Consider the following 21,622-nt stretch of genomic DNA (forward strand, 5'->3'; position numbering starts at 1 on the left):
TTACTTTAGTTTATTAAGAATTTCTGGTATCTTCTTGATATTTGCCAGTTGTTTTAATTTCTCTCTTGATTCTTCAATTGGAGTACCAAAATAAGACTTTCCTCCTTCAACGGATTTTGTTACTCCTGTTTGTCCTAGAATAACTGCCTTTGCTCCTATCGTTATACCACTGGTTGTTCCTACTTGTCCCCAAATAGTCACTTCATCTTCAATAATCACACAACCTGCGATTCCGGTTTGTGAAGCAATTAAACATTTTTTTCCAATAACAGTATCGTGACCTACATGTACTTGATTGTCAATTTTTGTGCCTTCGCCAATGGTTGTATCGCCAGTAACGCCTTTATCAATAGTACAAAGCGCTCCTATACCCACATTATCTTTGATAACCACTCTGCCGCCAGAAAGCAACTGATCGTAACCCTCAGTACGTTTTTTATAATAAAACGCATCTGCGCCTAAAATAGTTCCTGCATGAATGATTACATTATCTCCAATTACGGTATAATCATAAATGGAAACATTAGAATGAATCAAACAATTCTTCCCAATAACAACATGATTTCCTACAAAGGTATTGGGCTGTATTACAGTTCCTTCACCTATATAAGCTGAAGTAGCTATTGAAACATTAGAGACTTGAAATGGCTTGAAATAGTTTGTCAATTTATTAAAATCTCTAAAAGGATCTTCAGAAATCAACAACGCTTTTCCATCCGGACAAGCTACATTTTTATTGATTAAAACAATAGTTGCGGCTGAGTTTAATGCTTTTTCATAGTACTTGGGATGGTCAACAAAAACTATATCTCCTGACTCAACAACATGTATTTCATTCATTCCAGTAACTGGAAAATCTGTATCACCAACATACTCACAGCCGATGATATTTGCAATTTCTTGTAAAGTATAAACTTTTTGGAATTTCATTTTTAATAGTTTTTAGTCTCAGTTTTCAGTTTCAGCTTTCAATCTTTAGTGACACAAACTGTCTGTTAAGACTGAAAACTGAAACTCTATAAAAACTATTCTTTAACACGTTCCATGTAAGAACCTGATGCAGTATCGATTTTAATTTTATCTCCTTCATTAATAAACAAAGGAACATTTACAGTTGCACCAGTTTCAACAGTTGCTGATTTGGTTGCATTTGTAGCTGTATTTCCTTTAATTCCTGGTTCAGCATAAGTCACTTCAAGTATAACAGATGCTGGCATATCTACAGAAAGAGGTAAATCAGTTTCTGTATTGATACTTACCATTACATTTTCTCCTTCTTTCAATAAATCTGGTGAGTCTAAAATGTTTTTGTTCAAAGTAATTTGTTCAAAAGTTTCAGTATTCATAAAATGAAATTGATCACCTTCTGGATATAAAAACTGAAATTTATGGTTTTCTACTCTAACTTCATCTATTTTATGTCCAGCTGAAAAGGTATTGTCTAATACTTTCCCATTTGTTAAACTTCTCAATTTAGTTCTTACAAAAGCAGGTCCTTTTCCTGGTTTTACATGAAGAAATTCAATGATTTTGTAAATATCGTTGTTATATTTAATACACAATCCGTTTTTAATATCTGATGTAGATGCCATTTTTTTATTTATTTGTTGATTCGTTTATTTGTTGATTCGTTTATTTTTTCTATCGATTAAACGATGTAGCAAACAAACATAACCTATTTATTTTTAATAATTTCCAGAATAACCTTTCATTACTCCACGTGATGAATTTCGAATAAAATCAATGATTTCATCTCTTTCAGGTGTTGCTTCCATCTCGGCTTCAATAATACCTAAAGCTTGAGTTGTGTTGTAATTTTTTTGATAGAGAATTCTGTAAATATCTTGAATTTCTCTTATTTTTTCAGTTGTAAAACCGCGTCTTCTTAATCCCACGGAATTAATCCCAACATATGATAAAGGTTCTTTTGCTGCTTTCGTAAATGGCGGAACATCTTTCCTTACCAATGATCCACCAGAAATCATCGCGTGATCTCCTATGTGAATAAATTGATGAACTGCTGCCAAGCCACCGATAACTGCAAATTTACCTACAGTAACGTGACCAGCCAAAGCGACTCCGTTTACAATAATTGCATTATCGCCAATGTGGCAATCGTGTGCAATATGTGCAGTTGCCATTACTAAACAATTATTACCTAAAGTAGTTTGCCCAGAGGCTATTGTTCCTCTATTGATAGTTACACATTCTCTAATCGTGCAATTGTCTCCTATTATTGCTAAAGAATCTTCTCCACCAAATTTTAAATCCTGTGGGACCGCCGAAATAACTGCACCTGGGAATATATTACAATTTTTTCCAATTCTTGCGCCCTCCATTATGGTGACATTTGAACCAATCCAAGTTCCATCTCCAATAACTACATTATTGTGAATGGTTGTAAAGGGCTCAATAACAACATTTTTGGCGATTTTGGCACCAGGATGAACATAGGCTAATGGTTGATTCATATTCTTTATTTAATCGTTTAACTGTTTAATCGATTAACCGAATAAACGATTAACCAAATCAACAAAAAAATTATTGTTTTTTTGCAATTTGCGCCATTAATTCTGCTTCAGCAACTAATTTCCCATTTGCGTAAGCATTTGCTTGCATGTGACAAATTCCTCTTCTGATAGGTGTAATTAAATCACACTTAAAAATCAAGGTATCACCCGGTAATACTTTATGTTTGAATTTAACATTATCTATCTTCATAAAATAAGTCAAATAATTTTCAGGATCCGGAACCGTACTTAATACAAGTATCCCTCCTGTTTGAGCCATAGCCTCTACAATTAAAACGCCTGGCATAACTGGAGCTTCAGGAAAATGTCCTACAAAGAAATTCTCATTCATGGTAACATTTTTCATACCCACAACATGAGTTTCAGACATTTCAATAATTCTGTCAATCAATAAAAATGGTGGTCTATGGGGAAGAACAGCCATAATTTTATGAATATCCATTAAAGGTTCTTGGTGTAAATCATAAACAGGAACATAATTTCTTTGTTCTATTTTTATGATTTTAGCCATTTTTTTAGCAAACTGTGTGTTTACAAAATGCCCAGGTTTATTGGCTATTACTTTTCCTTGAATTCGGGTTCCAATTAATGCTAAATCACCTACTACATCCAGTAATTTATGTCTTGCCGCTTCATTTGGGTAATGCAAAGTAAGATTATCTAAAATACCGTTTGGCTTAACTGTAATTTCATCTTTTCCAAAAGCAACTTTTAAATTCTCCATCGTTGCTGCTGAAATTTCTTTATCTACATAAACAATGGCATTATTTAAATCGCCCCCTTTGATTAAACCATTTTCCAATAATGATTCTAATTCATGTAAAAAACTAAAGGTTCTTGACTCTGATATTTCCGTTTTAAAATCTGAAATACTTTTCATCGTAGCATTTTGAGTTCCCAGTATTTTTGTACCAAAATCTACCATTGCTGTAACGGAATATTGCTCGTTTGGCATTACTAATATTTCACTTCCAGATGCTTCATCTATAAAAGAAATAACTTCTTTTACTACATAAATATTTCTTTTAGCATTCTGTTCTTCAATTTCAGCTTTTTCAAGTGCCTCCACAAAATATTTTGAAGAGCCATCCATAATTGGAAGCTCAGAAGCATTTAATTCTATGATTACATTATCTAGATCACAACCAATTAATGCTGCTAAAACATGCTCAGGTGTTTGAATTTTAACTCCCAGTTTCTCTAAATTAGTTCCTCTTTGCGTGTTTACAACATAATTTGCATCCGCTTCAATAATAGGTTGTCCTTCGAGATCTATTCGTACAAAAGTAAAACCATTATTGACTGGAGCAGGTTTAAAAGTCATTTTTACTTCTTTTCCTGTGTGTAATCCAACTCCAGTTAGCGAAATTTCTGTTTTGATGGTCTTCTGTTTAACCATTGTTTCCATTTTTTTGGTTTAATATTTGTTTTTTTAATTCTTCTATTTCTGCAACAATCTTAGGTAAATTCTTGAAATGAACATAGGATTTACTAAAATCATTGTATCCAAATGTAGGGCTTCCTTGCAAGATTTCATCGTCTTTTATATTCCTTCCAACACCCGATTGTGCTTGAATTCGAACATTATTACCAATGTTTAAATGTCCTGAAATTCCAACTTGGCCACCAATCATACCGCTTTTGCCAATTTTTGTGGAGCCAGCAACTCCTGTTTGAGCGGCAATTACTGTATTCTCTCCTATCTCAACATTATGAGCAATTTGAATTTGATTGTCAAGCTTTACTCCTTTTCTAATAATCGTTGAGCCCATTGTAGCTCTATCTATTGTTGTACAAGAACCGATATCAACATTATCTTCTATTATTACATTTCCTATTTGCGGAATTTTAGTATACGTTCCATCTGGATTGGGTGCAAAGCCAAAACCATCAGCACCTATGATTGCGCCAGAATGAATCGTACAATTGTTCCCAATTAAGGTCTCCGAATAAATTTTTGCACCAGCGAATAATATAACATTATCCCCAATTACTACATTATCTCCTACGAAGCAGTTGGGATATATTTTTACATTTTTACCTAAAACTACATTTTGGCCTACATAACTAAAACTACCAAGATATAAATTATCTCCATATTTTGCATTTTCTGACAGGAAAGAAGGCTGTTCTATTCCACTTTTATTCAATTTTACCTGATTATAAAACTCTAATAATTTAGAAAATGCTGCATAAGCATCTTGCACTTTTATTAATGTAGTTGTCAAAGGTGATTCAGCCACAAAAGTCTCATTAACAATTGTTACTGAGGCTTTTGTAGAATATATATAATTAAGATATTTAGGATTTGATAAAAAAGTAAGTGATCCCTCGGTGCCTTCTTCGATTTTTGACAATCTAAAAACTTCCACCATTGGATTCCCTACAACTTCTCCTTCTAATATCCCTGCTATTTGCTCTGCTGTAAATTTCATTGCGACAAAAATATAAAAAAATAGATTTTAAATGACCTTTTTATAGCAGTTGTTTTGGGAAACAGATATAATATTTAGTCACCAATTTAGATAACGATTTTAAATTCAGCTGGTCAGAAGATTCTATAACGTCCTCAATTGTGCTGTCTTTTTTCAAAATTCGTATTGGTTCTGCTTCTTTGCTATATGCTTGATTTTTTATTTTGCCTTTAAATATAAAATAATTGGTTTCAACTAATGAAATATTATTTTCTAATGCAAAACGTTCTTTTAGCGGTTGTAATTCTTCAATCGCTACTTTTTCGCTCGTTAATTTTATTTTTAATAAATCTCGGTTTACTATCATTTTACTCAAAGACGACAATATAAAATCATCCTGTTTTTGCCAAGCTTTTAAAGCTCCAATAATATCAAAATCATCTAATTGAGCAAATAAATCTAAGGTTTCAGCATCAAAAGTATCAATCGTAACTTTTTTTTGTATGAAAAACAATAACGGCTCACTACAAGGAAGCTGTACTCCTTTTAATGTTAATTCTTTGGCTCGTTTTAAGATTTTCATCAAAATTAACTCTGCTACCAAACTTGTTTTGTGCAGATACGCCTGCCAATACATCAAACGTCTGGACATCAAAAACTTTTCGACTGAATAAATTCCTTTTTCTTCAATGACCAAATAATCGTCTACAACATTCATCATTTGGATTAGTCGTTCTGAGTTGACGTTCCCTTCAGCTACTCCCGAGTAAAAACTGTCGCGTTTCAAATAATCCATTCGATCCATATCCAATTGACTCGAAATCAACTGTAGCATAAATTTCCTATTGTATTCGCCTTTAAAAACCTGAATAGCCAAACTTAACTGTCCGTCAAATTCCAGATTCAATTGGTTCATAAATAATAGTGAAATTTCTTCGTGATGTACATCTTCAACAATGCTTTTTTCCATAGCATGTGAAAAAGGCCCATGTCCTATATCGTGCAATAAAATAGCAATATACAGCGCATTTTCTTCTTCGGGAGATATTGAAACTCCTTTGAAACGCAATACATCGACTGCTTTTTGCATCAAATGCATACAGCCTAAAGCATGATGAAAACGGGTATGATTTGCTCCCGGATATACTAGATACGACAATCCCATTTGAGATATTCGACGCAAACGCTGAAAATAAGGATGCTGAACTAAATCGTAGATTAAGGCATTTGGAATGGTAATAAACCCATAAATGGGATCATTAAATATTTTTAGCTTATTGATTTGACTCACTATTAAGTTTGTTTTTAAGGTCAACAAATATAAGTAAATTAGATTTCAAAAACAGAAGCGTTCCTAATTGTGATTTAGAGTAAAAAAAACGGAGCGTTTGAAGCGCTCCGTTGTGTATTTTTTTTATAGTTTTCTAATCCAAATATTTCTAAATTGATTTTTAGAATCATGATCTTGAAGTGAAATAACATCCTCACCATGCGAAGAAGGATAATTATGTAAGCCAATATAAAGCGTTAAGCCGTTTATGGTTGAATTGTTTTGTACTAAAACACCATTTAAAAACACGGTAATTCGCGCTGGGGCATCAATTCTACCATCTGCTTTAAATCGCGGTGCGGTATAAATCACGTCATAAGCATTCCACTCTAATGGTGTTTTCACAGCATTTACTAATGGTGGATGATCTTTATAGATACTTCCTGCTTGTCCGTTAGCATAAGTCCTATTATTGTATGAATCTAAAATTTGAAGTTCGTAGCGATTTTGAAAAAACACGCCGCTATTTCCTCTGGCTTGTCCACCATCAAGTACTTCATCTGGAGCACTCCACTCTAAATGCAACTGACAATCACCAAAAGCCATCTTAGTTTGTATAGCTCCTGAACCTGGAACCACTTCCATATAATCTTTATCTACAATTTTCCAAGCTGCAGGTTTTGTAACGTCTTTTTGACTAACCCATTGCTCTAAGTTTTTACCATCAAATAAAATAATTGCATCAGAAGGTGCATTTCCTAGGATTTTAGCAGGCGTGATTACTTTTACTGCTGGTTCCCAAATTTCTGTCATTTCGGGTTTCATTGGCATAGGCGAAACCTCTGGCGGAGTGTTTACAAATTTGTGTTGTGCCATTGCTATTGTTGCAGAAAACAGGGTAATAGTTAAAAGAGAATTTTTAATTTTTTTAGATTTCATAGTTAAATTCATTTGGTTTAATAAAGTATAATTATTGGTTAATTGTTCTCTTTTCAATATTAAGCATTTTTTTTTCACGAACTAACAATTAATCCAAATATAACGAATTCGTTCATAAACTTTAGATTTTCGTAAAAATTGAAGCAGAAACAGCTTGTTAAAATAATTAACATAAATTTAAGTTCGTTTAGTTCGGTAAATTACGAACTAACTTTATTTTTGCAAAAAAAAAATATGGACTCAATACAAAAAGAGAGAGATGAACTTATTGAGATGTTCGGAATTCATTTTGAATTATTATACAATTTACCGCCATTAGGAGCCAGAATTATTGGATTACTAATAATAGATGGTTGCAAGACTGGATTGACATTTGAAGAGATAGTAGAAAAAATGGGAGCAAGTAAAAGCTCGATTTCTACCAACTTAAATCTACTTCTGAAAATGGAAAAAATACATTATTACACTTTATGCGGTGATCGAAAAAAATATTTTAAGCCTTCGCCATTTAGTGAACGATTAAAAAATTATATCAAAATACTTGATTTTGAAAAAACCATTATAGATAAATTAATTAATTATAGGGAACAAACTGTTTCCTGTGCAGAGGAACGATGTAATATGGAAAATGTAAAAGCTTATAAAATTCATGTGGGTGAAGTAGAAGAACTTTTGATGAAAACAATTGACAAATTCAAGAAAATAGAAATCAATAATGGTAAAAATAGTAATTAATCAATTTTAGTAAATATTCACAAATGAAAAAGAGATATATAGTTAGTGCCCTTTTAATATCCATCAGTTTTTTTTCCTGTAAAAAAGAAACAGAACAAGTCGCACCACCAACACCTACCTATAAAGTAGTTCAAATAGGAACTAGTAGCACTACCCTTTTGGCTGAATATCCAACCAGTTTAGAAGGAATTACAGATATTGATATCCGTGCCAAAGTAGATGGCTACATCGAAAAAATTTATGTACAAGAAGGACAAGAAATAAAAAAAGGACAACTACTTTTTAAACTTGAAACACAAACCGCTAATCAGGATGCAGCTGCTGCAAAAGCAAAAGTAACAGCTGCTCAGGTCGAAGTAAGTCGCTTAAAACCTCTTGTGGATCGTAATATTATTAGTGATGTACAACTTGAAACAGCTAAGGCCAATTTAGCCAATGCAAAAAGTATTTATCAAGGTATACTCGCACGTATTGATTATGCGACGATTAAAAGCCCTGTAAACGGAATTGTAGGCTCCTTACCTTTGCGTTTAGGGAGTTATGTAAGCAGTCAAACCCCAGAGCCGTTAACTCGCATTTCTGATGTTAGTACTATTTATGCCTATTTTTCAGTGAATGAAAAACAACAATTGGATGTTATGATGAACGCTGAAGGCAAAACATTTCAAGAGAAAATCAACAAAATGCCAAAAGTAAATTTGGTTTTAAGTAACGGAATTGTCTACGAACAAAAAGGAAAAATAGAAACTTTTAGTGGTCAAGCCAATGCACAAACAGGTTCATTTAACGTAAGAGCTAGTTTTCCTAATACCAACCGATTATTACGCTCAGGCGAAAGTGGGTTAATCCAAATTCCTACCAATTTACAAGATGTAATCATTATTCCGCAAAATGCAACTTTAGAAATGCAAGACAAACGCATTGCCTTAATTGTAGATAAAGACAGTAAAGTTAAAGCTGTTCCAATTACAGTAAGAGCAGTTCCGGGAGGGCAATTTTTTGTGGTCGATAGTGGCTTAAATCCAAACGATAAAATGCTAATTGAAGGCGTTGGAATTGTAACCGAAGGAACTTTAATCATACCTGAAGTAGTTGATTTTAATACAATCATCAACCCTGCTAAAAAATAATTGACTTTTTAAAAATCAAAACATATGTTTTCAAAATTTATTGACAGACCAGTATTGTCAACTGTGATTTCTATTATCATAGTGATTCTGGGCGTTTTGGGCTTAATTTCGCTTCCAGTATCGCAATACCCTGAAATTGCTCCGCCTACCGTTACAGTTAGTGCCAATTACCAAGGAGCAAGTGCCGAGGTGGTAATGAACTCAGTGGTAATTCCACTGGAGGAACAAATTAATGGTGTGGAAGATATGACCTACATGACTTCTACCTCTAATAATGATGGTTCAGCCTCTATTAGCATTTACTTTAAGTTGGGAACTAATCCTGATTTGGCAGCTGTAAACGTTCAAAATAGAGTTTCGAGAGCAACACCTTTATTGCCACAAGAGGTAACAAGAGCTGGAGTAACCACATCGAAAAGACAAAGTGATAACATCCTGATTTTCTCTTTATACAGTGAAAATCCAGAATATGACATGACTTTTTTACAAAATTATGCCAACATAAACATCTTACCTAAAATAAAAAGGGTTGCTGGAGTTGGTGAAGCGATGATTTTTGGACAAAAAGATTATTCGATGCGTATTTGGCTAAAGCCTGATGTAATGGGCGCTTATGGTTTAGTTCCCTCAGATATTACTGCCTTGTTAGCCGAACAAAATATTGAAGCAGCACCAGGACAGTTGGGCGAAAGCAGCAAACAATCCTTTCAATATACCCTAAAATACAAAGGACGTTTACAAAACGCCCAAGAATTTGAGGATATCGTAGTGCGTTCTACCACCAATGGTGAAGTTTTGAAATTGGGTGATGTTGCTAAAATTGAATTAGGCGCCGTAAATTATGCGAGTAACACCCTGACAAATGGAAATCAATCTGTAGCTATTGCAGTGGCACAAACGGCGGGTTCTAATGCACAAGAGGTTATCGAAGGCTCACTTCAAGTTCTGGAACAAAGTTCAGTTAATTTCCCCAAAGGAGTAAATTATACCACTTTGATTAATGCGAATGATTTCTTAGATGAGTCAATTACCAAAGTAATTCATACCTTAATCGAAGCTTTTATCTTAGTATTCATCGTCGTATTTATCTTTTTACAAGATTGGAGATCGACTTTGATTCCAGCAATTTCGGTCCCAGTAGCTATTGTAGGAACCTTCTTCTTCCTAAGTTTGTTTGGTTTTACTATCAACTTATTGACCTTATTTGCTTTGGTACTTGCCGTAGGTATTGTCGTGGATGACGCCATTGTCGTCGTTGAAGCCGTTCATGCCAAGATGGAAGCTGGAGAGCACGATCCTAAAAAAGCGACTCATAGTGCTATGGGCGACATTAGTAGCGCCATTATTTCTATTACTTTAGTGATGTCGGCGGTATTTATTCCAGTCTCATTTATCAGTGGTTCTGCGGGTGTTTTCTACAAGCAATTTGGTTTGACTTTGGCCGTTGCCATCGTTTTATCTGCTATAAATGCATTAACGCTTTCGCCAGCATTATGTGCTATTTTTCTAAAACAACATGATGACCAGAAAAAACAAGGATTCATGCAACGTTTTTATACTGCTTTTAATGTCGGATTCGAATCTACTACAAATAAATACAAAAAATCAGTTTCTTTTTTCATCAAAAGAAAATGGGTAGCAGTAGCAGGAATTGCATTGTTTGCTGGACTTTTTGTTTTGTTATTGAATGTAACTCCAAAAGCATTTGTACCAGGTGAAGATACGGGAGCAATTCTTTCAGATGTATCTTTACCACCAGGAACTTCATTAGAAAATACTGAAAAAGTACTGCTTCAAATCGAAAATAAAGTAAAAGATATTCCTGAAATAAAAGGTGTTTTACGTATTTCTGGTCGAAGTTTGATTAGTGGAACAGGAAGTAATTACGGAATGGTAATCGTAAAATTAAAACCTTGGGCCGAACGAAAAGCAGCCAATCAAGAAATTAATGCCATCGTACAAGAATTATTTAAACGAACTGCCGCTGTAAAAGATGCTAAAGTGCTTTATTTTGCGCGTCCAACATTAGTAGGATTCGGTTTTACCAATGGTTTCGAATTACAATTACAAGATCAAAAAGGTGGCACAATTCAAGAATTAAGCGAAGTAAACAATGCCTTTTTAGCAGCGTTAAATAGTCGCCCTGAAATTAAGTATGCTACGACATCTTTTTCACCAAATTATCCGCAGTATCGTATTGATTTGAATGTTCCTGCAATAAAAAAATCAGGCTTAACTGTTACTGATGTTTTAGGAACTTTACAAGGGTACTACGGAGGAGTTTACGCTTCTAATTTCAATAAATTCGGAAAACAATACCGAGTTGTTTATCAATCAGATCCCTCTTTTAGAAGTGATCCTGAATCGTTGAATAAAGTTTTAGTGCGAAATAATACGGGACAAATGGCGCCAATTTCTCAGTTTATTACTTTAGAGAAAACCTTTGGACCTCAAGCCATCGATCGTTTCAATTTATTTACTTCTGTAAAAGTTACTGGTGCGCCAAAAGATGGATACAGTTCAGGAGATGCCATTAAAGCAATTGAGGAAGTAGCCAGTCAAAGTTTACCTGTAGGATATGGCTATGAATATTCAGGGATGACTCGTGAGGAAATCAGCGCTGGCGGACAAACCTTGTATATTTTCATGTTGTGCTTAGTTTTTGTTTATTTTTTATTGGCTGCTCAATATGAAAGTTATATGTTGCCATTTGCAGTATTAATTTCATTACCAATTGGTTTAGCTGGAGCTTATTTATTTGCCTTTTTGTTTAATGTTAGTGATAACATTTACCTTCAAATTACGCTCATTATGTTGATTGGATTATTGGCTAAAAATGCCATCTTGATTATTGAATTTTCAATCGAAGCGAGAAGTAAAGGTTTATCCATTTCCGAGGCTGCTATTCAAGGGGCTGTTGCTAGATTGCGTCCAATTTTGATGACATCGTTTGCCTTTATCTTTGGTTTATTGCCGTTGATGTTGGCGCAAGGAGCTGGAGCTGTTGGTAATAAAGCCATTGGTACAGGTGCAATTGGAGGTATGTTAATAGGAACTTTATTAGGAGTATTTGTAATTCCTGTACTGTTTATCATTTTCCAAACTCTACAAGAAAAAATCAGTAGCAAGCCAATTCCTAGCGCTACATCCGAAACAGATTCTACAATTTTAGACTAAAAAAAATGAAAAATAAAACATATAAAATTATATTTCTGCTGGGCATTGCGCTGACTGTACAATCCTGTTTTGTAGCAAAGGACTACAAAAGACCCGAATTAAAAACAGAAAATTTATACCGCAATCAAGTAGTAGCTGCTGATACAGTTTCATATGCTGATATAGCTTGGAAGAATGTTTTTACCGATCCTATTTTGCAGCAATACATTCAAAAAGGACTTGAGAACAACTTAGATATTAAGATTGCTATTCAAAATATTGTTGCTGCAGAAGCTAGCATGAAACAAGGCAAAGCGGGATACTTTCCAACTGTTTCGGCTTCTGCCGATTGGACTCATCAAGAATTATCTAGAAACAGTCAATTTGGAGCTTTGCTGAGAGATCGAAGCACAGATCAATACCAGTTAACGGGAAGTGTTTCTTGGGAAGCAGATATCTGGGGAAAAATTAGAAGCAATAAACGTGCAGTAAATGCTACTTTTTTGCAAACAACAGCGGCGAATCAAGCGGTAAAAACACAGTTAATTGCCAACATTGCTACTACTTATTATCAATTAATGGCTATTGATGCACAGATTAAATTATCCGAAAAAACTTTGATTAACCGAAATCAAAGTGTTGAAACCATTATTGCCTTAAAGAAAGCAGGAAATGTAACAGAGGTTGGTGTAAAGCAAACCGAAGCACAGAAATTTGCAACTGAAATTATCATTGCTGATTTAAAAAATAATACCATAATTTTAGAGAATACGTTGAGTATTTTATTAGGGCAAAATTCAGATACAAGAGAGCGAGGTACTTTTGAACAACAATCCATTCCTCCTGTGATAACACTAGGAGCTCCTGCAAACTTGTTACGAAACAGACCTGATGTTATTGCTGCTGAATTCAATTTAATCTCTAATTTTGAGCAAACCAATGTTGCGAAAAGCAATTTTTATCCAACCTTAAAATTGACGGCAACTGGCGGACTTCAAAGTATTGACTTGAAAGAATGGTTTAGTGCAAATTCTATTTTTGCTAACGTAATTACTGGTTTGACTCAGCCTATTTTTAACCAACGTCAAATAAAAACTAGGTTTGAAATTGCAAAAGCCAATCAGCAAAAAGCATATCTTCAATTTGAACAATCGTTGTTAAATGCAGGAAAAGAAGTTTCAGATGCATTAGCTATTTACAACAATGAAACTTACAAGTTACAAGTGCGTGAAAAACAAGTGGCTTCTTTAAATAAAGCTACGGAATATTCAGATGAATTATTAACCTACGGATTAGCAAATTACCTTGAAGTTTTAACTGTAAAAGATAACGCTTTAAATGCCGAATTAAATTTGATTGACAATAAATTTCAACAATATAAAGCTATTATTCAATTGTACAAAGCGCTTGGAGGCGGTTGGAAATAGTGAGATTACATAATTAATGATTATTGATTCCTGTTTGTTCAAAACCACTGCTTTTTGTACCGGCAGTGGTTTTGTCTTTTATACATTTATCTTTTTGATAATTAATTTCGAAAATTATTTCAGTTGGATTGGAATCCAAATTTCCTCTTCGGAATCTGGATCGTTATTCTTGTATTTTTCTCCTAATAATTCAAAATGCATTCTATCATCCAGAACATATTCTGAGTTGGGCAACCAAGTTCCGAAAATATACTCAAATGTTTTTGAAGCAGTCGTCACATCTCCTTTATGAATAAAAACTGCGTACAATCCTCCAGCCAAAATAATTGGTTCCATACCTTCTGGAATTTCATCGAAATCCGCTACAGCAATGGCGGCCCATTTTTCGAATTCAGTATTGGGATTAAAAGCTTTAAAATAGGACGCATCATATTTTTGCATGGAATACAATTCGGTTCCAATACTATTTTGAATTTCCATTCGTCTTGGCATAAAATTTTTCCAAAGTTCTGCCGTTTTATTATTGGATAACGAAAGTGTTATTCGTTTGCCAATTAATTTTTTCTCCGATAGTGTTTCAATTCTGGGATTCATATAATGTTGCTTTTTTAGATTGAACAAATGACTAATCAGTTGATAAAATAGCATAACCGTAATTATCGGACCAGCCAGATGATAACGGCAATAATTTTCGGGTGTGAGCTTCTCTGGTCATTCCTGTTTTTTCTAAAACATGTATGGAACCAACATTCCCAATAGCACAACCCGCTTCAATCCGATGCAGATTCAGTTCATTGAAACCAAAACGGAGTATTTCTTTTAAAGATTCTGTAGCGTAGCCTTTGTTCCAATGGTCTTTGTGGAATTTAAACCAAACTTCGGCATTTTTATATTTCACTTTGCCCAAATTGATTCCAATTAATCCTATAGTTTGGTTTCCGGTAATTAATTCAACCGCAAAAGTAAAATGGGTCGTAAGTTCTCTATTGTTTTCAGAAATCCACTTTTCTAAAAGCTGTTTTGTTTCTTCGATAGTTGCCGGAATTCCTAAAGCATTGAATTCATCTGTTTCTTTCAAAGAATGCAATTCGTGAATATAATCCAAATCCATTACAGTAATTGGTCGTAAAATCAATCGTTCTGTTTTGAGAATTTCGATGTTCATTTTTTGTTTTTTAAAATTAATACAGTCAGTCCAATTATAAAAGTATCTTTTACTTTTCCGTGCTCATCGGATACAAAATTCTCAAAGCGTTAAAAATAGCTTGATGTGTTATCGTGGCGTGGTCTTCCTGTGGCAAATAGTCAAAATTTACTGTTATCGTTTTAGATTTTGTGCTTTTTAATTTTTCTGTTAATAGATTTGCATCTACTTCCATGACATGCGGAATCTCACTTGGTGCAAGTCCTTCTTTTCCAACTCCTATGTAAATATCTATTTTTTTATTAAAGTTTTCTTGATAAATAACTGAATTTTGACGCAACAAAGAGCCATTATCCCACCACAAACTAGGACTTATGATGATGTATTTATTGAATAAATTGGGTTTCTGAAGTAAAATTTCAGTAGCCAAAAGTCCGCCTAATGATTGTCCAATAATGGTTTTTGAATTGTTTGTTTTGTATTTCTTTTCAATATACGGTTGTAATTCCTTTTCTAAAAATGAAATAAAATTTGCCGATTTCCCAGCACTTGTATATCTTTTTTGGTCCGCTTCGATGGTGGTTTGATATGTAAAATCTCTTTTGCGATCCACATTTGCAATTCCCACAACAATTGATTTTGGAACTCTATTGATCCATGAAAAACTGTTAAATTGAAAAAGCCCAACAACGTGAATAAAGTCTTCGTCAGCGGAACCATCCAGTAAATAGATTACAGGATAAGTGATGGTATCATTTTGTTGATATCCTTCCGGTAAATAAATGTTTAATATTCTTTTTTCGAATAATACTTTTGAATGTATTTCTTCGATGCTTCCCAGAACAAAAGGTTTACTATTCTCTTTTGGATTGTTATTTTGCGAATTAGAAGCTACTGTAAAAAAGAGCAGTATTAAAATCAATATTGGTTTCATCATTTTGTTTTTCATCGAATATTTTTAAAAATGAATGTGTGTGACATTCTTCTATATTGTTCATTTTTTTATTATTCTAATCAATTTCGTTTGTGGTCGGTAGCGGGACGCTAGCCTTTAGATATTAATGTTTTGAGTTCTGTTGATTTTAGTTTCTGGCTTCAGTTTTAAAAATATTCTGGATGTTTTATAAATTGTTTATAAAAATCATTTGAGTAATAAGCAATAGTTAAAATTAAAATGATAAAATGAACGAGCGATAGCCAAGTAAATTCATATGAAGTTTTTCTTTTCTCAATTTTTCTTTCAGAAACATAATTTATAAAAGTTATAATTATAATAAATGCAATTGAAACTAGTGTGAGCTTTTCTACTTGACTATAAATTAAATTCATAAGCCTTTCAATATTTGGAACTCTAACTATTATTGCATAAGAGAAATAAAAATAAAAAATCATAAAACTTAATGCAGTAAAATTGAGCAAATATTTTATTATTTTCTTTACGTATATTTTAATTATTAAATTTTCTCTCAATTTTAGGTTGCTTGTCACTACGTTTTGTTACTGCATCTAGTTAGTGACTAAATTAAGCCCTATTTTCCGATTTGCCAAATCATCCCAAATACAAAACCATTTTCCCATTAAGCCAATTACCCAAATCCGTTGTAGTAGCTGTTATGTGACGCATTAATTTCCAAACTCTTGATCAATTTCAGTTAAGATTGTTCGAAGTTCTTCTAATTGTTTATCGAAACTATCCATATAAATTTCGGCTTCGATATTTTTATAAATTTCATTATTTGAAATCCATTTCTCTACTTTTTTGATTATATAATCTTGAAGCCTAAAAATGCATTCAACACTTTCAGGAATTCTATTATTATATCTAGTATTTAATTCTTGTTTTACTTTTGCAATCGTTTTTTCCATTTCATTCAGACCAAAATCAGCCATATGATGATTATCATATATGCCTCGGTAAACAAATTGTATATTGCTGTCTAGATCATTAAGTAAATTTGCAAGTGTCATTCCTTTAAATTTTTTTTTATGAATTTCAATCTTTTCACAAATGGAGTTCTCGATTTGCATTAAGATAGTTTTTGTAAAATCATTCTGTTTAACGATAAAATTTTTTAAGTCAACTTCTACAATTCTAAATTCTGGAGTATAACCTGCGTATGAAAATTTGTATTTTGTATTTGAACCTTTTGCTATGAAATAAAATTCTTTTCCTTTCTTTCTATCAGCTGGATGTCCAGCAATATCATCTCTGACTTCTCTGATTTCTTCTGTGAAATGGTTTAGCTTAAAAAGTTCATATACGTTTTTTATCTTTATATCGACAATTGTCTTATATAAGTGAAATAAACCGTCCTGTTGACAATACATTGCTTGCAATACTCCATAAATGTATAAAGTTGACCTATGTTTTACAGTTTCTACTTTATCAAATTCTTCAATTGCATTTTGACAATCTTCAATCAAATCGAGCGATGTAAATGCTCTTTCATGATTTCCAGTTTTATTCAAAAGAAAATTGTTTAAAAACAATTTCTCATGAATTTTTCTATTTAAATCGTTGCACTTTTGTTGTATTGTCATTTTTGGTTTTTTCGGATATGTCACATAACTTATTTATATGTGTGACAAAGTCACACAAAGCCAACCAATTTTGGAGGCTTTGTGTGATAAACATCTATCATCATATTTCACGAAAATATAAAAAAATAACTACAAATAATCAAATACCCTTCTTATTTTCAGAAACCTTTTATTAACTATACTTTGTACTAAACCCCAATCATTCTCGTAAATGCGTGAGGGATGGAAGCGGCATCCTTTCCTTTTTTCTTTAAAAAGGAAAGATACAGCGTACAGCCCGACCCAGACGGAGTTTACGGAGAATGGGGCACGCCCAAAAACAAACCTAAAACAAAACGAAAGCGAATTGCAGTTTTATAAAATTCAGCGTAAGTATGTTAAAAAATTATCATAATATTAGCAGGTAGCCGTTGCAAAAAAATGTAATTTGGCACTTTAAATAGTACTTTAGAACACTTGTTTATACAATTATGGATAAAATAAAAATACTTTGGGTAGATGATGAAATCGACCTTTTGAAACCACATATCTTATTTCTGGAAAAGAAAAATTACGAGGTAACAACCTGTAACAACGGGCTTGACGCGATTGCAATTTTTGAGGAAAACAATTTTGATATTGTTTTCTTGGATGAAAATATGCCCGGAATGAGCGGCTTGGAAACCTTATCAGAAATGAAGGAGAAAAAATCTTCGGTTCCCATGATTATGATTACGAAAAGCGAGGAAGAATACATTATGGAGGAAGCCATAGGTTCTAAAATTGCGGATTATTTGATTAAACCTGTGAATCCGAACCAGATCTTGTTGAGCTTGAAGAAAAATCTGGATCATTCCCGATTGATTTCGCAAAAAACAACGCTGGATTATCAGAAAGAATTTAGAAAAATTACCATGGAAATGGCGATGGTGAATTCCTATGAAGACTGGATTGAGTTGTATAAGAAATTGATTTTTTGGGAATTGGAATTGGAAAATATCGACGATCAGAGTATGATTGAAATTTTGGAATCCCAGAAAACAGAAGCCAATTCACAATTTGGAAAATTCATTGAGCGCAATTACGAGGATTGGTTTGCTTCGCCTGTTCGCCAAGGCTCGAGTGCACAAACAGCGGATAAACCGGTTCAATCGCACACGTTATTCAAAGAATTAGTGCTTCCAGAACTTAAGAAAAAAGACAAGCCTATTTTGTTTGTAGTGATTGACAACCTGCGTTACGACCAATGGAAAGCCTTTGAAAGCGTAGTGGGAAATTACTATAAACTGGAAAAAGAAGTGCCCTACTACTCTATTCTTCCTACGGCTACGCAATATGCGAGAAACGCTATTTTCTCAGGGTTGACTCCGTTGGAAATGGAAAAACAATTTCCTCAATATTGGAAAAACGACCCCGAAGAAGGCGGTAAAAACCTTTTTGAAGCTGAATTTTTGACAGCACAATTAAAACGATTGGGCTTGAATATTAAAGAAGATTATTTTAAAATAACCAGTCTTGCTGGAGGAAAAAAATTAGCCGAAAGCTTTAAAGCATTAAAAGATAATGATTTGGTTACGATAGTTTACAACTTTGTGGATATGCTCTCGCATGCTAAAACAGAGATGGATGTGGTAAAAGAACTGGCCTCTGATGATAAAGCATATCGCTCGCTTACATTGAGTTGGTTTAAGAATTCGCCGCTTTTAGAAATTATTCAACAAGCTCAAAAAATGGGTTTCAAATTGATTTTAACTACTGATCACGGAACGATAAATGTAAAAAACCCTTCGAAAGTAGTGGGTGATAAAAACACCAGTTTGAATTTGCGTTACAAAACAGGACGTAGCTTAACGTATGAATACAAAGATGTTTATGCGGTGAAAGAACCAAAAAATATTGGTTTGCCTGCTATAAATATGAGCAGTTCTTATATTTTTGCAAAAAATGATTTGTTCTTGGCGTATGTCAACAACTACAATCATTATGTGAGTTATTACAAAAATACGTATCAGCACGGTGGAATTTCATTAGAAGAAATGATTATTCCGTTTTTAGTTTTTAACCCGAAATAAAAAAGTAGCAAGTCTCAGTTTTCAGTGTACGGCAAAAACCTTAAACTTTAAACTTTAAACAATTTTATAAGAATGAATATCATTTTTTCTATTGACCAACTCGAAGAAGTGGCGCAAAAAATTATTGCCAATAACCCTAAAAAAGTGATTCTTTTTCACGGAGAAATGGGTGTTGGAAAAACCACTTTAATCAAGGAATTGTGTAAAACGCTTGGCGTATCTGGCGCAACGAGTAGCCCAACTTTTTCTTTAGTTAACGAATATGAAGCCAATGACAATCAGCTGGTTTATCATTTTGATTTTTATAGATTAAACAAGGAAGAAGAGGCTTTAGATATGGGTGTTGATGATTATTTGTATTCTGGAAATTGGTGTTTTATAGAATGGGCAGAGAAGATTCCAAATTTGATTCCGGAAACCCATTCCGTTATAACTATTTCACTGCTTCCTGATGGAAAAAGAGCTTTAACCTTAAGTTAAAAGTAATTATGAGCTTAGACAATACCGTAGAAATTATTCCTTTTTCAGCTGCTTTAAAAGAACCTATAAAAACCTTGAACTTGGAATGGTTGCAAAAATATTTCAAAGTGGAACCCAAAGACGAAATCGTACTTTCGGATCCGCAAGGTCAAATTATAGACAAAGGCGGAATGATTTTTTATGCAAAATACAATGATGCTATAATAGGAACGGTTTCCCTAATAAAAATTGATAGCACAACATTTGAATTGAGCAAAATGGCAGTAACTGATGGCGTTCAAGGTTTAGGAGTTGGAAAAAAACTAATGCTACATTGTCTTGCTGTTGCCGAAGAAAAAGGAATTGAAAAGCTGATTTTATATTCGAACAGGAAATTACTGCCGGCGATTCATTTGTATGAAAAATTTGGTTTTGTAGAAGTACCTTTGGAAGATGGCGTTTATGAAAGAGCCGATATAAAAATGGAAAGAATCATGCACTAATTGTAAATGCAGGTTCACTTGTATTTATCCCCGCAAATCGTGCACTTTTTTTAAAAGTTTTTACGTAAATTGTACCCTTAATTTAACAACATCAATGTCAATTACTATAACGCCATTCACAAAACAACAGCTATTACCTCAAGAAGAAAAGCTAGAGGTTGCCAGAAAAAAAAGCGAACTTTTTATAGGTATTCCAAAGGAAACCAGTTATCAGGAACGCCGTATCTGTCTTACTCCAGACGCTGTAAACTCGCTGACCTACCATGGACATCGGGTAATGATTGAGGCTGGCGCGGGATTAAATTCCAGTTATACCGACAAAGAATATTGTGATGCCGGTGCAGAAGTTACCAGTGACACCAAGAAAGTTTTTAGTTGTCCGATGATACTAAAAGTAGAGCCAGCAACGCTTGCCGAAATTGAAATGATGAATCCTCAAACGATTCTGCTCTCAGCTATTCAACTCAAAACCCGAAAGAAAGTTTATTTTGAGGCTTTAACCAAAAAGAAAATTACTGCTCTCGCTTTTGAATACATCAAGGACGAAGACGGAACCTATCCTGCGGTAAAATCCCTAAGCGAAATTGCAGGAACGGCATCAATTTTAATCGCTGCAGAGTTGATGATTACCAATGAATTTGGAAAAGGATTGTTATTCGGAAACATTACCGGAGTTCCTCCAACTGATGTGGTTATTTTAGGCGCAGGAACTGTAGGTGAATTTGCCGCTAAAACCGCAATAGGTTTAGGCGCCAGTGTCAAAGTTTTTGATAATTCAATTACCAAATTGCGTCGTTTGCAAAATAATTTAAACCAACGCATTTTCACTTCCACGATACAACCAAAAGCGTTACTAAAAGCGTTAAGACGTTGTGATGTAGCCATTGGCGCCATGCGAGGAAAAGAACGTTGTCCAGTTATAGTTACAGAAACCATGGTAGAACACATGAAAAACGGCGCTGTAATTGTGGATGTAAGTATTGATACCGGTGGTTGTTTTGAGACTTCAGAAGTGACTTCACATGAGAAACCAACGTTTATTAAAAACAATGTTTTGCATTATTGCGTACCCAATATACCTTCCCGATATTCTAAAACTGCATCACTTTCCATAAGCAACATAATTTCCCCTTACCTGATGAAAATAGCGGAAGATGGTGGCATCGAAAGTGCTATTCGTTGTGACAAAGGATTGAAAAATGGCGTTTATATGTACCACGGAATCCTTACTAATACTTCTATAGGCGAATGGTTTGATTTGCCTTACAACGACATTAATTTAATTGTTTTTTAAGAAAACTTTCTTCTACCTTTGCCAAAAA

Annotated in this window: 19 protein-coding genes; 8 read left to right on the plus strand and 11 right to left on the minus strand. The window is 33.7% G+C overall.

The window, feature by feature from the left end:
- From V5J73_RS07475 to V5J73_RS07505, 7 genes are all read right to left on the minus strand, one after another.
- Nucleotides 1–930 (minus strand): UDP-3-O-(3-hydroxymyristoyl)glucosamine N-acyltransferase, encoded by a 930-nt coding sequence (locus tag V5J73_RS07475; protein WP_338644619.1) that lies wholly within the window; start codon nt 928–930, stop codon nt 1–3.
- A gap of 95 nt (nt 931–1,025) precedes the next feature.
- Nucleotides 1,026–1,592 (minus strand): elongation factor P, encoded by a 567-nt coding sequence (efp, locus tag V5J73_RS07480; protein WP_338644620.1) that lies wholly within the window; start codon nt 1,590–1,592, stop codon nt 1,026–1,028.
- 93 nt (nt 1,593–1,685) lie between these two features.
- Entirely contained in the window at nt 1,686–2,471 is a 786-nt protein-coding gene (lpxA, locus tag V5J73_RS07485) for an acyl-ACP--UDP-N-acetylglucosamine O-acyltransferase (RefSeq protein WP_338644622.1), read from the minus strand.
- A 70-nt stretch (nt 2,472–2,541) separates the two neighbouring features.
- Nucleotides 2,542–3,930 (minus strand): bifunctional UDP-3-O-[3-hydroxymyristoyl] N-acetylglucosamine deacetylase/3-hydroxyacyl-ACP dehydratase, encoded by a 1,389-nt coding sequence (locus V5J73_RS07490; RefSeq protein ID WP_338644624.1) that lies wholly within the window; start codon nt 3,928–3,930, stop codon nt 2,542–2,544.
- Nucleotides 3,923–4,966, minus strand: coding sequence for a UDP-3-O-(3-hydroxymyristoyl)glucosamine N-acyltransferase (gene lpxD / locus V5J73_RS07495; protein ID WP_338644626.1), 1,044 nt, complete (start codon nt 4,964–4,966; stop codon nt 3,923–3,925). Before lpxD ends, V5J73_RS07490 begins: the two co-directional genes overlap by 8 nt.
- Nucleotides 4,967–5,006: 40 nt before the next feature.
- Nucleotides 5,007–6,236 (minus strand): HD domain-containing protein, encoded by a 1,230-nt coding sequence (locus V5J73_RS07500; RefSeq protein WP_338644628.1) that lies wholly within the window; start codon nt 6,234–6,236, stop codon nt 5,007–5,009.
- Nucleotides 6,237–6,359: 123 nt separating this feature from the next.
- Nucleotides 6,360–7,154, minus strand: coding sequence for a 3-keto-disaccharide hydrolase (locus tag V5J73_RS07505; protein ID WP_338644630.1), 795 nt, complete (start codon nt 7,152–7,154; stop codon nt 6,360–6,362).
- Between the two features lie 234 nt (nt 7,155–7,388).
- Between V5J73_RS07505 and V5J73_RS07510 the strand changes: the two genes are divergently transcribed.
- The 4 genes from V5J73_RS07510 to V5J73_RS07525 are packed head-to-tail and all read left to right on the plus strand — an operon-like array spanning nt 7,389 to nt 13,602.
- Nucleotides 7,389–7,889 carry a GbsR/MarR family transcriptional regulator gene (locus tag V5J73_RS07510; RefSeq protein ID WP_338644632.1) on the plus strand — a complete coding sequence of 167 codons (501 nt, stop codon included), beginning with the start codon at nt 7,389–7,391 and terminating at the stop codon, nt 7,887–7,889.
- Between the two features lie 23 nt (nt 7,890–7,912).
- Complete coding sequence (locus V5J73_RS07515) at nt 7,913–9,019, plus strand: efflux RND transporter periplasmic adaptor subunit (RefSeq protein ID WP_338644634.1); 1,107 nt, start codon at nt 7,913–7,915, stop codon at nt 9,017–9,019.
- Nucleotides 9,020–9,043: 24 nt separating this feature from the next.
- Nucleotides 9,044–12,196 carry an efflux RND transporter permease subunit gene (locus tag V5J73_RS07520; RefSeq protein ID WP_338644635.1) on the plus strand — a complete coding sequence of 1,051 codons (3,153 nt, stop codon included), beginning with the start codon at nt 9,044–9,046 and terminating at the stop codon, nt 12,194–12,196.
- 5 nt (nt 12,197–12,201) lie between these two features.
- Nucleotides 12,202–13,602, plus strand: coding sequence for an efflux transporter outer membrane subunit (locus V5J73_RS07525; RefSeq protein ID WP_338644637.1), 1,401 nt, complete (start codon nt 12,202–12,204; stop codon nt 13,600–13,602).
- A gap of 114 nt (nt 13,603–13,716) precedes the next feature.
- Here the strand turns inward: V5J73_RS07525 and V5J73_RS07530 are convergent, their stop codons facing one another.
- The 4 genes from V5J73_RS07530 to V5J73_RS07545 all read right to left on the minus strand — a co-directional run bounded on the left by V5J73_RS07530 (nt 13,717) and on the right by V5J73_RS07545 (nt 17,287).
- Nucleotides 13,717–14,196 (minus strand): GyrI-like domain-containing protein, encoded by a 480-nt coding sequence (locus V5J73_RS07530; RefSeq protein ID WP_338644639.1) that lies wholly within the window; start codon nt 14,194–14,196, stop codon nt 13,717–13,719.
- A gap of 31 nt (nt 14,197–14,227) precedes the next feature.
- Nucleotides 14,228–14,767, minus strand: a complete 540-nt coding sequence (locus V5J73_RS07535; RefSeq protein ID WP_338644641.1) for a GNAT family N-acetyltransferase — start codon at nt 14,765–14,767, stop codon at nt 14,228–14,230.
- Nucleotides 14,768–14,816: 49 nt separating this feature from the next.
- A complete protein-coding gene (locus V5J73_RS07540; protein ID WP_338644643.1) occupies nt 14,817–15,695 on the minus strand; it encodes an alpha/beta hydrolase in 879 nt (292 codons plus the stop codon).
- A 674-nt stretch (nt 15,696–16,369) separates the two neighbouring features.
- Nucleotides 16,370–17,287: a hypothetical protein gene (locus V5J73_RS07545; RefSeq protein WP_338644645.1), complete on the minus strand. Its 918-nt coding sequence runs from the start codon at nt 17,285–17,287 to the stop codon at nt 16,370–16,372.
- A 470-nt stretch (nt 17,288–17,757) separates the two neighbouring features.
- Between V5J73_RS07545 and porX the strand changes: the two genes are divergently transcribed.
- The 4 genes from porX to V5J73_RS07565 all read left to right on the plus strand — a co-directional run bounded on the left by porX (nt 17,758) and on the right by V5J73_RS07565 (nt 21,594).
- Complete coding sequence (porX, locus tag V5J73_RS07550) at nt 17,758–19,338, plus strand: T9SS response regulator signal transducer PorX (RefSeq protein WP_338644647.1); 1,581 nt, start codon at nt 17,758–17,760, stop codon at nt 19,336–19,338.
- A gap of 72 nt (nt 19,339–19,410) precedes the next feature.
- Nucleotides 19,411–19,818, plus strand: coding sequence for a tRNA (adenosine(37)-N6)-threonylcarbamoyltransferase complex ATPase subunit type 1 TsaE (gene tsaE, locus V5J73_RS07555; RefSeq protein ID WP_338644649.1), 408 nt, complete (start codon nt 19,411–19,413; stop codon nt 19,816–19,818).
- Between the two features lie 8 nt (nt 19,819–19,826).
- Nucleotides 19,827–20,300 carry a GNAT family N-acetyltransferase gene (locus tag V5J73_RS07560; RefSeq protein WP_338644651.1) on the plus strand — a complete coding sequence of 158 codons (474 nt, stop codon included), beginning with the start codon at nt 19,827–19,829 and terminating at the stop codon, nt 20,298–20,300.
- 94 nt (nt 20,301–20,394) lie between these two features.
- Nucleotides 20,395–21,594, plus strand: coding sequence for an alanine dehydrogenase (locus V5J73_RS07565; protein ID WP_338644653.1), 1,200 nt, complete (start codon nt 20,395–20,397; stop codon nt 21,592–21,594).
- The last annotated feature ends 28 nt before the right edge of the window (nt 21,595–21,622 follow it).

The organism is Flavobacterium sp. KS-LB2 (assembly GCF_036895565.1).
Classification (GTDB): Bacteria; Bacteroidota; Bacteroidia; order Flavobacteriales; family Flavobacteriaceae; genus Flavobacterium.